Here is a 17,046-nt window from a genome sequence, read left to right as displayed (position 1 = left end):
AATTATTATACTCTCCACCGTATATAAAACAAAAAAAGACAGTTGAAAAACAACTGCCTTTCCCAAATCCTTTTCCAAAGCTCATACCGAAAGTACCCGTACCAAAGCCAATAATTCGGAATTCAGATTCTTGGTATGTTTAATGGTTTTATTAAACGGAACATGAACAATCTCTCGATTCATTATACCAACCATAATACTCTTCTGGTCATCCAACAAAGCATCTACGGCAGCCGCACCCAGCTGACTGGCCAGTACCCTGTCAAACTGAGAAGGCGACCCTCCTCTCTGCATATGTCCCAAAACAGACACGCGAATGTCATATTCCGGATGTTTCTGTGCTACTTTTTCAGCAATACTATAAGCTCCTCCGGATTTTTCCCCCTCAGCCACAATGACTATGCCACTGGAATTTTTGGGATTGTAATCCTTCTCGATAAAATGCTCCAAAGTTGTAAGGTCCGTCTCTACCTCCGGAACCAACACAGCCTCGGCACCAGCAGCAATAGCCGTACGCAATGCAATAAAACCAGCATCCCGTCCCATCACTTCCACAAAGAAAAGACGGTTATGCGCACTGGCCGTATCTTTAATTTTATCCACAGCTTCCACTGCCGTATTCACTGCCGTATCATACCCAATAGTCGAATCCGTACCATACAAATCATTATCAATGGTTCCCGGCAGTCCGACCACCGGAATATCATGTTCCTGAATCAGCAATTTGGCCCCCGTAAAAGAACCATCACCTCCGATCACAACCAAAGCGTCGATCTTATATTCAGCCAACTTCTGGGCAGCCTTCGTCCGTCCTTCCGGCGTACGGAATTCCGTACTTCGTGCCGATTTTAAAATAGTACCACCCCGTTGAATAATATTGCTTACATCACTGGATTTCATTTTTTTTATATCCCCCTCAATCAATCCCTGATATCCTCCATAGATACCATAAGCTTCGCACCCATTAAAAATGGCCGCGCGGACCACAGCCCGGATGGCTGCGTTCATTCCCGGAGCATCCCCTCCCGAAGTCAGGACTCCGATTCTTTTAATTTTTCCCATAATTCATGTAATTAATTTATTGTTGTTCTATCATACTCTTCATCTCTTCCATAATCCAACGGGGTGTGGAAGTAGCACCGCTTATCCCTATACTTGCCGAATGTTCCCACATTTCCGGCTTTACATCTGCCACCCCCTGAACAAAATAAGTACGCGGATTCACTTCCTTACACACAGAAAACAACTGCTTTCCATTCGAACTCTTTTCTCCGCTGACAAACAAAATGACATCATGCAAAGCAGCAAATTTCCTCAATTGAGGTATACGGTTTGCCACCTTCCGGCATATCGTATCATATACTGTCACCCCCGCCCTGCCTTTCTCTTGCAAAAGAGCGGCAACCTTTTTAAACCCCGCCAGGCTCTTTGTAGTCTGGGAAAAAAGGATAACGGGACGGGAAAAATCTATCTGCTGCAAATCTTCTTCTTTCTCCACAACGACAGCCGTTCCGTTTGTTTGACCTACCAAACCCACAACCTCAGCGTGTCCCTGCTTCCCATAAATGACAATCTGAGCCCCTTTCTCTTTCGTCTTTTCATAAGCTGCCCGGATCTTCTTCTGCAAATTCAACACCACCGGACAGGAAGCATCAATGATTTCCACTCCATTACGTATAGCCAACTCATAAGAAAGCGGAGGCTCTCCATGAGCCCGGAACAACACCCTGCAATCACGTAAACCGGTAAATTCAGCATGTCCGATGGTACGAAGCCCTTTCCGCTGCAAACGCTCCACCTCCAAATCATTATGCACAATATCCCCGACACAATAAAGAACTCCCTTCTCTAACTCCTCCTCAGCTTTCCGGATGGCATTGACTACACCAAAGCAAAAACCCGAATGCTCATCAATCTCAACAATCATCTCTAAAATACCTGTTACATTCCAACCTCTTGAATTTTACTTATCATAAAACTCAATTCTTCCTCTATACTCATACAACTGTTATCCACAACAATGGCATCCTCCGTCTGCTTCAACGGGCTCACTTCCCGATGGGTATCTATATAATCCCGTGTACGTACGTTAGCCTCAACTTCCTCATAACTTACATTCTCCCCTTTTTCTCTCAGTTCTTTATACCGGCGTTCCGCCCGCACTTCAGGCGAAGCCGTCATAAAAAACTTCACCTCAGCATCCGGAAAAACAACACTACCGATATCCCTTCCATCCATAATCACATTTTCCCGCTTCCCCAGTTCCCGTTGCTGAGCAACCAAAAATTCCCGCACAAAATCCACTGCAGCAACCATACTTACCTGATTAGATACCTCCATACTCCGGATTTCCCCTTCCACATACTCTCCGTTCAAATAAGTCTCATAAACCTGTGTAGCAGTATTATACCGGAAACCGATATGAATATTCTTCAGACACTCCCGCAAAGCTTCCAAATCCACTTTGCCCCCGTCAATCACCCCACTGCGTAAGGCGGCCAGAGTCACTGCCCGATACATCGCTCCCGTATCTATATAAGTGATTCTCAAACGGGAAGCAATCATCTTGGCTATGGTACTTTTCCCCGTAGAAGAATAGCCATCTACAGCTACTACAATCGTTTTTTGGTCCTTTTCCATAACGCGCACAAAGATAAAATATTTTTTGGTATTTATATACCTGTTTACACACCTATCCTTCAGAGCAAAATTGCTGCAATCGATAGAAATCAAAACTCCCCAAGGCTGTCATTTTATAAATAAAGCATTACTTTTGCAAAAACGCCGTTTTAACTATAATTTTCCAGACATGAAAATTCTTAAACCGCTTACTATCACCTTAAGTGCAATATTAGTTCTGTTGATTATCCTTACTTTTGTAACCCCTCCGATAGCCAAAAACTATATCGTAAAACACAGCAAAGAATTCATTGGCCGCCAAATTCAGATACAAGGCCTGTATCTGAATATTTTCACGGGTTATGCCCGCATCACAGGCTTCGAAATCTGGGAAAAGGACGAACAGGGTACTTTTGTCTCATTTGACACCTTATCCGTAGACATGAGTATACACCGGCTGTTAGCCAACGAAATCCGGATCAATCGCATTCATCTGGTCAACCCTCGCCTGAAAATATGGCAACAAGGTTCTGTCTTCAACTTCGATGACCTGATGGCTCTGGGGACTGACAACAGCATGTCCCAACCGACAGATTCCCTGCTTTCTCCCGAAGCATCCACAAACACCACCGGCCCAACGGCTCCTGTTGAAGGAATAATCATAGACACTACCAGTTCAGTATCATCTGCCGAAGGAATGACCATAGCCCTGTATGACATCAGCATACAGGAAGGACAAATCCAATACCAGGACCTCATCCGGAATTCCATCTGGGGAATGGATAATTTCAGCCTGCAAATCCCCGGTGTATATTTCAACGGCAAAAATACGGATGTGGGAATAGGTTTGAATTTTAATGATGGAGGCCACCTGCAAACTCAAATCCAGTACAATCTGGAAGCAAACACCTATCTGCTCGATATTGACCTAAGCAATTTTTCCATAGCTCCGGTGAAACCCTACCTGACCGATTTCCTGAAAATTAACGACATAAACGGACTGTTAACCACCCACCTGAACATTGAAGGAAACACCCGGCACGTAACAGATCTGAACATACGGGGATCCGTAAATCTGCGGCAACTATCCCTGACAGACCTCAGCAACAAACCTGTATTGGCTACCGATAGCCTTTCCATAGAAATGACAAGCATAAATCCGGAAAAAGCCGTTTTCCACTTCAACCGAATTGCAATCGACGGCCTCCGGAGCAGTTTCGAAATGCGCCCCGAAGGAAATACAATAACCGATTTATTGAACACTGAAACAACAGACTCTTCCTACTGCGAGGAACAGAATATTCCTCAAACGGCTTCCTCTGAAACAACAAAACAACCCCATTTTAAAATTGACACCTTCCGGATAAATCGTTCTCTCTTTGTTTTTGAGGATAAAACCCTCCACTCACCTTTTACATTCAATTTAGAAAACATCAACCTAAAAGCCGACGGTTTTTCGTTAGACCAGCAAAACAAAGTCAAAATAACCAGTAGCCTCAAAAACGGAGGAAAAATATCTTTCGTTTATGAAGGAAAAACAGATGATATCAGTAACACCAATTTAGTGCTCAACATCAAAAACCTTGACTTAAAAACTTTTACACCTTATAGTTTACAATATTTCGGATATCCGTTAAAAAAAGGCATACTGTCATTCAACAGTGTCAATGCCATCCAAAATAACATTCTGGACGGACGCAATAACCTCAACATAGCCAAATGTGAAGTAGACAACAAACAAAAAAAGCCCGAACCGGAATACAATATCCCTTTAAAAACAGCACTATACCTGATTAAAGATAAAGACGAACAGATTAAAACAAATCTGCCTGTGAAAGGCAACATCAACTCTCCGGAATTTTCTTATAAAAAAATCATATTTAAAACCCTCACCAACCTTCTGGTGAAAGTGGCAGTATCTCCCATTCAATTCCTGGCCGGCTCGCTCGGTCTTTCTTCTGATAAATTAGAAAACCTTCCGTTCGAAGCCACCCAAAACGACTTTACGCCGGAACAATTGACAAAAATCAACCTACTGGCAGAAATGCTTAAAGCAAAACCCGAAATGACTCTGGTAATGGAGCAATACGTAAACCTCCGGCAAAGCAAGGCCACCCTATCCCAATTCTATGTTAAGAGGAATTTCTATCTCCGGCAACATCCGGAAAAAACAAAAGAAACTCTACAACCCATAGATTATACCAAAATATTTGAAATGGATACAAAAGACCTCAGCTTCCTCACCTATGTCCGGGAGCAGGTAAATGAGGAATTGAAAAATGCCTCTCTGGAAGACCAGATTCTCTCTTTAGCCGATGCGGAACAACTGGAACAGTTAACCGGATTACTCAGCCAGAAACGCAATCAAACTTTAACGGAATATTTACTTCGTCAAGGAATTTCAGACCAAAACTTCCGGATAACCACAGCCCCGAAGGAAAAATTAACCCAATACACAGGCAAAAATTTATACACACTCAAACTGATTTTCGAAGGAGATGAACCGGCAACAGATTCCCCGGTAACGGCCGAACAAACAAAAAATCAAGGTATTTAAATACCCGAATCAATTCACTGTCTGAAGCAAACGGGAAGCCTGTATTTTCATCTGTTCATCCCCTTTCTCAGCTAAATTTCGGGCAATCATGGCATATTTCCGGGCGACCTGGCTAAAACCGCATCGCTGAGAAATGGTCACATAATTACAGATGGCTTCAAAATCAGACTTCGATTCCACCGTTTTCCCTGCCCACAATTGGATAACTTTCAACCTGGACACATCATGGATAAGTTCCAGGGCTCCGTTTGTAATTTCTTTAATCATTTGCCGATCCTCCGGAAAATAACGGAATAATTTCCGGGCCTTATAAAAATAATCCTCCGCATTTCGGGCAGCCTTTATCTCTCTGATATAAAAATAATCGTAAACAACATCATAATGTTCGTACCCGCACTCCCGGATTTTTTTCAACTCCAAATGAAAATTCGTCTGGTCTTTCTGATAAAAGGTCCCCAAATAAGACACCAAAGCATAATCCAATTTCTGAAAGACATCATCCATAGAAAAATGCTGCATAAATTTCGTCCGGTTCCTAAACACATACTGCAATTGAGGAGTGCGAATATCATTTACAAAATCCCGGACAATAACCCAATTGTACTCCTTATAATAGTCCGCCTCTGTCTGAGTCTGAAAATACCGGTCCAAAACTTCCTTTGCCGGCTTCCCTTCCCGCTTTAACTCCCTCAGCAACTGAATCGTAATCTGAGGATTGGCAGGATTTTCCTTAAAGGTACGCACTAAATTATCCAACTCTGAAGTAGCCTTTTCCATCCCCCAACCATAACCACAAAAAGCAACAAGAAAAAAAATTATACCTGTTATCCGATGCATCATCATTTAATCATCAATTTATACATCTATAAAACGCCTAAACAGGACAAAAGGGTGAAGTGAAAATGAATTTTAACTCACATTTTAACAGATTTTGAGCATAACAGTAACATATTGCAACTTTATACGATAAAAAAGTATAAATATGCAATTTAAAACGTTTCCATTCGTCGGGGACTTTTTTTAAAAATCTTAAAAACCGACCGGAATATCCAAAAATTTTAACAAAACTTGCTTAAAATGTCACAAATCCAACATCAAAAAGAAGATACATTCCCGTTTTCCTTTCAATCTCTCGCGCAGCTCCTTTATCCCCTGTCTCAATAAAGTTTTAATTGTATTCACTGAAACACCCAACTCTTCAGCAGCTTTTTTATATTGCTTCTCCTGTAATACCACACACTCCACCACCAAACGGGTTCTTTCCGGCAACTGTTGCAAAGCTTCCCGAAGAAGCTGTATTCCGGCTTCATCCATCCGTACAGCCTCTTCCCACGCAAGCTGTACGGAACACAATTCCTCCAAAGCAGTCACAGGCAACCTTTTTTTCTTTCTCCAATTAATACAGGCATTCCGGATAACAGTAAACAAGAAAGTTCCTAAAGCCCCGGCAACAACCCCGTCAAAAACTTTTGCTGACCATAACTTTATCATTTGCTCCTGAACCAAATCCTCAGCTTCCTGCAAATCATGCAAATAAGAATCAGCAAACACAACCATAGGCCTGTACCACCTTTCAAACAAGGCATCCATACCTTCCTCTTTCCCAGCCTTTAAAGCAATTAAAATTTCTCTTTCCTGCAACATGCTGATACAATTAAGCCAGAACAAATATAATAATTACTCTCTAAGAATACTTTTTTAAAGTTCATTTAACTTTCTCCAATAAACCTCCGGACAGAATTGTAAATGAAAATAATTAACTTTGCCAAAGTATCCAATCAATAACGAAAATATGAACCCCACCTTTTATATACTCCTGTTTTCAGCATACGAAGATAAAAACCGTAAAAATCCTTTGTCGGAACCTTTTGACACCCCCCACGAGGTTCCTCCATTTGACCGCATTCAGCTGAAAGATTATCTGCCGGCTTTCGAACAAGCCATTACTGAAGCCCGCAAGGATATCCGGAGAATTACAGAAAATACGGAACAAGCCAGTTTCGAAAACACAATAGCCACATTAGACCAGGCCGGCGAACAATTGAATATCATTTCTTCTGTTTTTTTCAACCTCAACTCAGCCTGTACAAATGAAGAAATGCAAAAAATTGCACAGCAAATCTCGCCCCGGTTAACTGAATACAGCAATAGCATTTACATGAATCCCCAACTCTTCCAAAGGGTGAAACAGGTTCATGATACCCCCCATTCATCGCTGACAGCAGAACAACAGACCCTTCTGGAAGATACCTGGAAAGCCTTTATCAAAGGAGGCGCCAACCTCCAGGGAAAAGACCGGCAGCGATTCCGGGAAATCAGCCAGGAACTGTCGCGCTTAAGCCTCCAGTTTGAAGAAAATACCTTGGCCGAAACAAACGGATTTACCCTTCATCTGACCGAAGAAAAAGACTTGTCCGGTCTTCCCGAAGACACAATAGAAGCTGCTGCCATGGCAGCAGAAGAAAAAAAACTGCCAGGCTGGCTGTTTACCTTACATGCGCCGAGCTACCTTCCTTTTCTGAAATATGCTGACAACCGGAAACTCCGGGAGAAGATGTTTCGTGCCTATACCTCCAGGGCAAATCAAAACAATGCCTACGACAACAAGGAGATTATCAAAAAAATGGTCTCCCTGCGTCTTGAGAAAGCACAGTTGTTAGGCTATAATACATATGCCGAGTATGTCTTAACTGACCGGATGGCAGAAAATACGGAAAACGTATTCGCTTTCCTGGGAGAATTGTTATCGGCTTCACTTCCTTTTGCGCAGGCAGAAAAAAAAGAAGTGGAAGAATTTGCCCGTAATCAAGGATTCTGCGAAGAACTTCAACGGTGGGACTGGAGTTACTATTCCAACAAACTAAAACAAGAAAAATATGCCCTCGACGATGAACTTCTAAAACCTTATTTCCAATTGGAGAATGTACAGAAAGGCGTATTTGATTTGGCCCATAAACTCTATGGCCTCACTTTCCGGGAAATGAATCATTTACCCAAATATCATGAAGACATCAAAACCTTTGAGGTATACGATTCCAATCAACAATTCCTGGCTATCCTATACACTGATTTCTTCCCCAGAGAAAGCAAAAGCGGCGGAGCATGGATGACTGAATTCCGGGGCCAAAGCAAACATCAAGGCAAGGACATTCGACCCCATGTTTCAATCGTCATGAATTTTAGTAAACCAACTAACAGTAAGCCCTCCCTCCTCACTTTTGACGAAGTGACAACCTTCCTCCATGAATTCGGACACGCCTTACACGGCATGTTATCCCAATGTACCTACAACTCCACTGCCGGAACGAATGTATATCGTGATTTTGTCGAACTTCCTTCTCAAATAATGGAAAACTGGGCACTTGAAAAAGAATGGCTGGACACTTGGGCCGTTCATTATCAAACCGGAGAAAAGATTCCTCAGGAGTACATCACTAAAATCCGGAATGCTGCCAACTTTCAAAGCGGATATCAAAGTGTACGCCAGTTAAGTTTCGGACTGGTAGACATGGCATGGCATACCCTGACCTCCCCCTTTAGCGGTTCCGTTGCCGACTTTGAAAACCAAGCCATGGCTTCCACCGAATTGTTCCCTGCCATAGAAGGAAATTGTTTTTCCACAGCCTTCGGACATATTTTCGGAGGAGGCTATGCAGCAGGCTACTACAGCTATAAATGGGCCGAAGTTTTGGATGCTGATGCCTTCTCCCTATTCAGACAGGAAGGTATTTTTGATTCCCACACCGCCACATCTTTCCGTAAAAACATATTGGAAAAAGGCGGATCCGAGCATCCTATGGTGTTATACAAACGCTTCCGGGGGCAGGAACCAACTATCCGGGCCCTTCTCGAAAGAAGCGGCATCATAACCGGCAAACACACCTGATAAAATCCGTATTCTACATCATTTTACCATACCCATTTTTCCGGCACATCACAACCAGATACTCCTCCCTGAAAATCCGTTTTCCCCAGAAAGTCATCATAACTCCCCTCAAAAAAAGATAAACTAAAAAAGCCAACCATAAAATATGATTGTTCGTACTTCCGGAACAGACATAATAAATTCCGAAGAAAGCCCCTGAGGCAACCAGTATAGCCCATAACATCTGGCGTGTTGCCGTAGCTCCGATCAGAATTCCATCCCATAAAAAAGCACCGAAACCGGCTAAAGGCACTGCCAACACCCAATAAAAATATTGACCGGCACCGAGAACCACTTCACGGTCATCGGTCAAAATCCCCAGGAAATGTCTTCCTCCTATCCCATACAACAAAGTAAACAGCAGGGCCAATGCACCTCCCCAACCAAACAAATTACGCACAGCATGCCGCAATTGCTTTAAATTACAGGCACCGATATATCGTCCGGCCAATGCTTCCGCCGCATAAGCAAATCCATCCATAATATAGGAGAAAAGCGTAAACAACTGCATCAAAAGGGTATTCACGGCCAAAATAACATCACCCTGACGGGCACCCGACGAAGTAAAAAAGGCAGTCACGGCAATCAGACACAGAGTTCGCAAAAAAATATCCCGGTTGACCGAAAAAAAACGCCGCATTGCAGCCAAATGTAAGCTCTCCCGAAAATCTATCCGACTCCACAAATATCCATATCGCCTCCACCAAAGCACTATCGCCATCGCAAGCCCGGACCATTCAGCCACCACTGTCCCCAATGCCACTCCTTCCACCTTCATCCCCAATCCAAAAACAAAAAAAAGACTGCAAACAATATTGATTAAATTTACTCCGATGGCAATATACATTGGGAAACGGGAGTTCTGCATGCCAATAAACCACCCCTTAAAACCGTACATCATCAGCACTGCCGGAGCTCCCCAGATACAAACCCTGAAATAGTCCACCGCAAACCGCTCCACTTCAGCTCCCGCATCCAGCAAATAAAAAGCAAGCCGCTCCACCGGATATTGAAGACACAAAACAGCCACCGCAGCCAACAGTCCCACTCCAAGAGCCTGAACAAGAACCCGCACTTCCGCTTCCGCATCCTTACGCCCGTATGCCTGGGAAGTCAAACCACTGGTCCCCATGCGGAGAAAGCCGAAATTCCAATACAGGATATTAAATAACAACCCGCCGACAGCTATCGCCCCGATATAAGCCGTAGCCCCCAGATGTCCGACAATAGTCACATCTATCAACCCCAGCAAAGGCACGGTAATATTGGAAACAATAGCCGGAACAGCTAAACTCAGAATTCGCCGGTTCATCACTACTCACTATATACATATCCGGGCCAACCCAACGAATAATAATAAGTATTCATCTGTGCCCACTTCGAATAAGGAATATAAGTCGACAATCCACTAAAATGTTCAGGAGATACGGAAACACCGAAAAACTTCCCGGTAGTGGCCTTATAGACCACCGTCCGGTCCAACACGGCCTGAAAAGCGGCATATTCTTCCGCAGAAGCCATATGGCGCATATAATCTCCCAAATCAAAAAAAACATCAGGCAAAAAAGAACTGCTCAAAGGATAACTCCAGGCATCGGCAAAATCAGTCCGTCCCTTTAAAATATCCCTCGCCTTCACCGCCAAAGCCTCCAATTCAGGCATTCTCACCAAAGAAACCATCGCAGAACGCCAGTACCCTCCATGAGCATGATAATTATAATAATCATAAAACTCCCGGCATACCTGTTTTAAATCCTCTTCTCCTCCCCAAAGGTAAGGTATCATTTTATCATAAGGGAAACCGTCAGCTATCACTTCAGCCGGAGCTGCAATCACATATTCCGTTTTATTTCTCAATTCATACAAAGATTCCACTGAAGCCATAAAACAGGCGTCGAACAGAATGAAATGGAAACCGCCGGGTAATCCTTGCCCTAACTCCCAAATATCCATATATTCCTTCCCAATCCCCTCAGACGGATGAAGGTCCTCTCCGAAATATTTCGTCCGGGGCATCTCTCCCCTCCGCTCATAAGAATGGTAATTACGGGGAAAGTTATACCCTTCGGGAAGCCAGGCCATGCCGTGCGACCACAATATCAAACCGTAAGAATCTGCCGGGTAAAGCCTCTTTACCTGCTCTACAACCCGACTCAATACTTTGACGGAAGCGGAATTTTCCTCCGCATAAACAGCAATGGTATCTAAACGGGGAACACCCGAACTGTTTTTCTCCACTGTCATCAACCGGGGAACATCATCATCAGAATCAAAATAAATCACCAACCTTCCCGATACCTTTTTCATACCCTCAAGCATCAGTTCTATATTGGCATAACCGTCGGAACTCAACGAATTATCCGCCGCCATATATACCAACACCGTACGGTCATAACTTACCGGATGGTCCTTATGACAGGCCGTCAAACCTGCACAACAGAGAATGATTACTTTTATCTTCTTCAAAAGCTGCATAATGCTCTTATTTTAATGCCTAAAATTAACAAAAAGTATGGGGAACACAAAATCAAATCCTCCTTATAATTTTTACATTTTCCCCGGTAACCTTTTAAATTCAAATCATTATATTTGCACCTTAAAAAATCTATAAAATACGTAAGGATAAACCAACTTCTATGCAACCTGTCATATATCCTGTTGAAAAAGAAAAACTTATTGCCGAGCTAACAGAAGAAAGATTCGTACGGAAAACAAACAAAGCCGGAAATGAGATTTATACCTTCAATTTTAAAAATTCTCCCAACCTGATGAAAGAAGTGGGACGAATCCGGGAACTGACTTTCAGAAGTGCAGGCGGAGGTACAGGAAAAGACACCGACATTGATGAATTCGACATTCATGAAACCTCTCCCTACGAACAACTGATCGTATGGGATCCCCAGGAGAAGGAGATTATAGGAGGTTATCGCTATATCCTGTGCAATCACTTAGACCGGAATGCCGAAGGAGAACCCAATCTGGCAACATCGGAACTATTCCGCTTTTCCGAACCTTTTAAAGAAAATTACCTCCCCCGTATGATTGAGCTGGGACGGTCTTTCGTTCACCCGCTCTACCAATCAACAAAGATGGGCAGAAAATCCGTGTTTGCACTGGATAACCTATGGGACGGACTGGGTGCCCTGACGGTAGACCACCCCGAAATAGAATATTTTTTCGGGAAAGTTACCATGTACACCAGTTTCAATATCCAAGCCCGGAATATGATTTTGTTCTTTATGAAAAAATATTTCAATGACGTGGAAAATCTGGTCTCACCAATCCATCCCCTGGAAATTCATATTGACGAAAAACAAATGCAGCAAATCTTTACCGGAACGGACTACAACGAAGACTATAAAATCCTATCCCGCTATGTCAGAGAATTGGGTGAAAATATCCCCCCTTTGGTAAACGCATACATGAGTCTCTCCCCCTCTATGAAAATGTTCGGGACAGCTGTTAACCCTGGCTTCGGAGGAGTGGAAGAAACTGCTATCCTAATCAAAATAGCCGATGTATACGAAGCCAAAAAAAAGCGGCATATCGCTACCTATATTCCTAACTTATTGAATAAACTAAAAAGCAGGAAATAAGGAATAAAAAATCCTGCCTGTCGGAAAAAGCAAGCAAAGTTTTTTTTAACGTAAAAAAAAGTTACCTGGGTATCAGGTAACTTTTTTACAATAACTTATTTCCTAAAGATATTTATTCTTCCGTATCGTTCTTAACACCCGCTATTTGTTCTACATTCAAATCACTTTCATTGCTATTGGAAGCAATATCGTAATGTTTCAACTGATTTCGGGTCAATTCCTCATTCATGGTACGATTCTGATAAACATCCATCGCCAGATAAACAGCATTTCGCATAGCAGATTCATCTCCGATTCCCTGCCCTACAATATCATAAGCAGTTCCATGTACCGTAGAAGTATAAACAACAGGTAAACCAGCCAACAATACGGCTCCTGTATTTCCCTCTATCGTCTTAAACGGAATCATCCCCTGGTCATGATACATCGCCAGAATCACATCAAATTTTTCAAACTCAATCCCGCAAAACAGACTATCGGGAGCATACGGACCCAATGCCATAATGCCATTATCACGGGCTTTCTCTATTGCCGGCATAATGATATTTCTTTCCTCTTCACCATACATACACCCCTCACCAACATGCGGATTCAATCCCAAAACAGCAATTCGGGGCTTACGGATTGTAAAATCCCTTTGCAGACAGCTATTCAATAATTTCAACTTGTAAAATATATTATTTACAGAAATCTGCTCACTCACCTCCCGGAAAGGCAAATGATGGGTAACAAATCCCATCTTCATCTTTTCACCCACCAGCAAGGGCATCACATTACGTGCATCATAACGGGCTGCTAAAAAAGCCGGACAACTCTCCGCCGGCTGAAAAGAACGGCATCCCTGCGGAGCCCCTACCAACACCTGTATATCTTCCCGGTCCAAGGCATCCAAAGCCACTTTTAAAGCCGTCATAGCAGCCTCGTCCGACTCTGCTGTCTCCTGACCCAGGTCTACCTTGATCGCATCGTCTACACAATTAACAATATTACAGCGTTTGGCATTAGCCTCCTGGGCCTTTTGTATGCTATTTAAATTAAAATTTTCGATATTCAGGACTTTCCGATGATAAGCGGCTACTTTCGAAGAACCGAAAAGCACAGGCGTACAAACCTCACACATCTTATTTTCCGCCATCATTTTTATAATCAACTCATAGCCTATACCATTCACATCCCCATGAGTGATTCCAACAAGTAATCTGTTATCCATAAATGAAACTATTTTATGAATTGCAAATATATAAAATTATAAACAAAGTCAGAATAACAATTGAAACAGCATTATTACAAAAAAATAAAACTGCCATACTGGTAGATCCCAGCATGGCAGTTCTCTTGTATTCATTCCGAAAATCAATCTGCACTTTCCTGATTGTCATCTTCCGGTTTCTCAGGCCGGGATTCACCATGTTCCCGTCTTTCACCACGGTCGTGACGCATCGGACGTTCCCGTCTTTCTCCCCGCTCCGGACGCTCTCCGCGCGAACGTTCCGGACGTTCAGTCCATCCTTCCGGTTTCGGCAACAAAGCCTTATGCGACAAACGAAGTTTTCCGGTTTTAGGGTCCACCTCCAATAACTTCACCTGAATACGGTCCCCTTCCTTCAACACGTCCTCCACTTTCTCAATCCGTTTGTAATCAATCTCAGAAACATGCAGCAAACCGTCTTTTCCCGGCAATATCTCAACAAAGGCTCCGAAAGGCATAATGGATTTCACCACCCCGTCATACACTTCTCCGACTTCCGGTTTCGCCACAATAGCACGAATCCGCGCCAAAGCCAAATCAATGGACTCCTTATTGGTTGCAGCCACATCCACAATACCCTTATTACCTACCTCTTCAATATTGATCGTAGCACCAGACTTTTCCTGAATATCCTGAATGATTTTTCCACCAGGACCAATCAACGCACCAATCTGATCTTTATCAATGGTAACGGTCACAATACGCGGAGCATGCGGCTTCAGGTCTTCACGAGGAGCCGGCATCGTTTCAGTAATGATATCCATAATATGCATCCGTCCCCGTTTTGCCTGTTCCAATGCCTGTTCCATAATCTCATAAGACAAACCATCCACCTTGATGTCCATCTGAGTAGCCGTAATACCGTCACGGGTTCCGGTCACCTTGAAGTCCATATCACCGAGGTGGTCTTCATCTCCCAGAATATCAGACAGAACGGCATATTTAGCACATCCTTTATCAGTAATCAATCCCATAGCTATGCCGGTTACCGGTTTTTTCATAGGCACACCGGCATCCATCAACGCCAAAGTTCCGGCACATACCGTCGCCATAGAAGACGAACCGTTAGATTCCAGAATATCGGATACGACACGTATAGTATAAGGAAAATCTTGCGGTATCATCGGTTTCAGAGCCCGGAAAGCCAGGTTTCCATGACCGATCTCACGACGGCCTACCCCACGCGAAGCTTTTGCCTCACCCGTTGAAAACGGAGGGAAATTATAGTGCAATAAAAATCTTTCCTTTCCTTGAATAGTAGCCTCATCAATGAGCTTCTCATCCAATTTGGTACCCAAAGTCACAGTAGACAAAGACTGAGTTTCACCCCGGGTAAAGATAGAAGAACCGTGAGGACCAGGAAGATACCCTACTTCACACCAGATCGGACGAATCTGTTCCGTAGTACGCCCATCCAAACGGACTCCTTCATCCAAAATCATCCGACGCATGGCCTCCTTCTCTACATCATGATAATAACGGGCTACTAAATTTTTCTTAGTCTCCTGCTCTTCTTCCGACAACGAAGCCAAATATTCAGCCCGTACACCATCCAGCAACTCCCCGCGCAAATGCTTGTTGGCATTACATTGACGAGCTACATCGTAAGCCTTCTGATAGCACTTGTCCCAAATATCTTTACGTAATTCTTCATCATTCACCTCATGGCAATAAGTGCGCTTTTCCTTACCGACAGCAGCAGCCAATTCCTTCTGTACAAGACATTGTTCCTTAATTGCAGCATGGGCGAATTTGATGGCATCCAGCATCTCTTTTTCAGATACCTCGTTCATTTCTCCTTCCACCATCATGATATTTTCATAGGTAGCTCCCACCATAATATCCAAATCAGCATTTTTCAATGCAGAAGCGGTAGGATTAATGACAAACTCCCCGTTGATACGAGCCACACGCACTTCAGAAATCGGACCATGGAAAGGAACATCACTAACAGCAATAGCAGCTGATGCAGCCAAACCAGCCAAAGCATCCGGCATTGATTCCTCGTCAGCAGAATACAGAGTCACCTGGACAAAAGTCTCTGCATGATAATCGTCCGGAAACAAAGGACGTAAAGCACGATCCACCAACCGAGACACCAAAATCTCATAATCAGAAGATTTTCCTTCTCTCCGTGTAAAACCTCCGGGGAAACGACCGACAGATGCAAATTTCTCTTTATAATCCACGGACAAAGGCATAAAATCCACATCAGGACCTGCATCCTGAGCAGAAACTACCGTGGCAAGCAACATCGTGTTGCCCATTTTCACCATAACGGCTCCATCGGCCTGCTTAGCCAATTTTCCGGTTTCCAGTGTAATTACTCTTCCGTCAGCCAGAGTAATAGTCTTTTCAATAACGTTCATAACAACTTAACGGTTAAAATTTTTACGGAATTCTTTTCAAGGGAGGGAGGAGGGAGGATAAAAACAAGCCCGGTCGAAGCCGGGCTTGCGGAAAACGTATTTTTTATTTACGTATATTCAATGCTTTGATAATCGCACGATATCTTTCAATGTCGCGGTCTTTCAGATAGTCCAGCAATGAGCGGCGTTTTCCAACTAATTTAATCAGAGCTTTCTGAGTTCCGAAGTCTTTGTGATTTTTCTTCAGATGCTCTGTCAAATGACTGATACGGTAGGAAAATAAAGCAATCTGAGATTCCGCAGAACCAGTGTCTTTATTAGACTTTCCGTACTGAGAAAAAAGGTCTTGTTTTTTTTCTGCTGATAAATACATGATTTCTAATTCTTTAAATTGAATAATATCGTTTAAACGCCGCAAAGATACTGATTTCTCTCGAATTTGCAAAAGAAGCTCCAATTAATATTTCAGAAACCACATATTTAAATAAAATCAGAGGACACACCACTTCTGCCCCCGAAGGGGCCTCCTAAAATCTCCCATAAAACTTCAAGACTTATTTTCATTCATTCATCATTTCCCGCAATATGGTTTCCGCTTCCACCACTTTCTCTTCCTCCATTCCCTTTTCCTTCAGTTCTTCTACCATCTTCCAAGTGGAAAAAACGGAAAAACCGACCCCTTAAAAACGGATGAAGGTGACCCTTGGAAAACGGTCCAAACCGTCCCCAGA

At 43.2% G+C, this 17,046-nt stretch carries 13 protein-coding genes; 3 read left to right on the top strand and 10 right to left on the bottom strand.

The features are described 5' to 3' along the window. Positions 1–81: 81 nt before the first annotated feature. Genes pfkA through cmk form a run of 3 tightly spaced genes read right to left on the bottom strand, consistent with a single transcriptional unit; the run spans position 82 to position 2,640 of the window. Positions 82–1,062: a 6-phosphofructokinase gene (gene pfkA / locus D1136_RS06910; protein ID WP_161876900.1), complete on the bottom strand. Its 981-nt coding sequence runs from the start codon at positions 1,060–1,062 to the stop codon at positions 82–84. A 16-nt stretch (positions 1,063–1,078) separates the two neighbouring features. Then, positions 1,079–1,927, bottom strand: coding sequence for a 4-hydroxy-3-methylbut-2-enyl diphosphate reductase (locus D1136_RS06905; RefSeq protein ID WP_161876899.1), 849 nt, complete (start codon positions 1,925–1,927; stop codon positions 1,079–1,081). Positions 1,928–1,941: 14 nt separating this feature from the next. Beyond that, a complete protein-coding gene (cmk, locus tag D1136_RS06900) occupies positions 1,942–2,640 on the bottom strand; it encodes a (d)CMP kinase (RefSeq protein WP_161876898.1) in 699 nt (232 codons plus the stop codon). A 169-nt stretch (positions 2,641–2,809) separates the two neighbouring features. On the opposite strand from cmk, the gene D1136_RS06895 reads away from it, so the two are divergent. Continuing rightward, positions 2,810–5,176, top strand: coding sequence for a DUF748 domain-containing protein (locus D1136_RS06895; protein WP_161876897.1), 2,367 nt, complete (start codon positions 2,810–2,812; stop codon positions 5,174–5,176). A 9-nt stretch (positions 5,177–5,185) separates the two neighbouring features. On the opposite strand, the gene D1136_RS06890 is transcribed toward D1136_RS06895, so the two are convergent. Together D1136_RS06890 and D1136_RS06885 are read right to left on the bottom strand one after the other, a co-directional pair. Further along, entirely contained in the window at positions 5,186–6,019 is an 834-nt protein-coding gene (locus tag D1136_RS06890; protein WP_237567011.1) for a hypothetical protein, read from the bottom strand. A 237-nt stretch (positions 6,020–6,256) separates the two neighbouring features. Next, positions 6,257–6,820, bottom strand: coding sequence for an RNA polymerase sigma factor (locus D1136_RS06885; protein ID WP_161876896.1), 564 nt, complete (start codon positions 6,818–6,820; stop codon positions 6,257–6,259). Between the two features lie 148 nt (positions 6,821–6,968). Between D1136_RS06885 and D1136_RS06880 the strand changes: the two genes are divergently transcribed. Beyond that, positions 6,969–9,062 (top strand): M3 family metallopeptidase, encoded by a 2,094-nt coding sequence (locus D1136_RS06880; protein ID WP_161876895.1) that lies wholly within the window; start codon positions 6,969–6,971, stop codon positions 9,060–9,062. A 13-nt stretch (positions 9,063–9,075) separates the two neighbouring features. On the opposite strand, the gene D1136_RS06875 is transcribed toward D1136_RS06880, so the two are convergent. After that, positions 9,076–10,413: an MATE family efflux transporter gene (locus tag D1136_RS06875; protein WP_161876894.1), complete on the bottom strand. Its 1,338-nt coding sequence runs from the start codon at positions 10,411–10,413 to the stop codon at positions 9,076–9,078. Positions 10,414–10,415: 2 nt separating this feature from the next. Next, a complete protein-coding gene (locus tag D1136_RS06870) occupies positions 10,416–11,576 on the bottom strand; it encodes a clostripain-related cysteine peptidase (protein ID WP_161876893.1) in 1,161 nt (386 codons plus the stop codon). A gap of 161 nt (positions 11,577–11,737) precedes the next feature. Between D1136_RS06870 and D1136_RS06865 the strand changes: the two genes are divergently transcribed. Continuing rightward, positions 11,738–12,697 (top strand): GNAT family N-acetyltransferase, encoded by a 960-nt coding sequence (locus D1136_RS06865; RefSeq protein WP_161876892.1) that lies wholly within the window; start codon positions 11,738–11,740, stop codon positions 12,695–12,697. Positions 12,698–12,809: 112 nt separating this feature from the next. On the opposite strand, the gene D1136_RS06860 is transcribed toward D1136_RS06865, so the two are convergent. From D1136_RS06860 to rpsO, 3 genes are all read right to left on the bottom strand, one after another. Further along, on the bottom strand, positions 12,810–13,907 hold the full coding sequence (locus D1136_RS06860) for a PdxA family protein (RefSeq protein ID WP_161876891.1): 1,098 nt from the start codon (positions 13,905–13,907) through the stop codon (positions 12,810–12,812). Between the two features lie 143 nt (positions 13,908–14,050). Continuing rightward, positions 14,051–16,315: a polyribonucleotide nucleotidyltransferase gene (pnp, locus tag D1136_RS06855; RefSeq protein ID WP_161876890.1), complete on the bottom strand. Its 2,265-nt coding sequence runs from the start codon at positions 16,313–16,315 to the stop codon at positions 14,051–14,053. A 103-nt stretch (positions 16,316–16,418) separates the two neighbouring features. Then, positions 16,419–16,688, bottom strand: coding sequence for a 30S ribosomal protein S15 (gene rpsO / locus D1136_RS06850; RefSeq protein WP_202623090.1), 270 nt, complete (start codon positions 16,686–16,688; stop codon positions 16,419–16,421). Positions 16,689–17,046 lie beyond the last annotated feature (358 nt).

It is taken from the genome of Odoribacter sp. Z80, from assembly GCF_009935865.1.
Lineage (GTDB): Bacteria > Bacteroidota > Bacteroidia > Bacteroidales > Marinifilaceae > Odoribacter.
The sequence above is the reverse complement of the archived record's forward strand: the minus strand, read 5'-3'. Positions and strand labels throughout refer to the sequence as shown.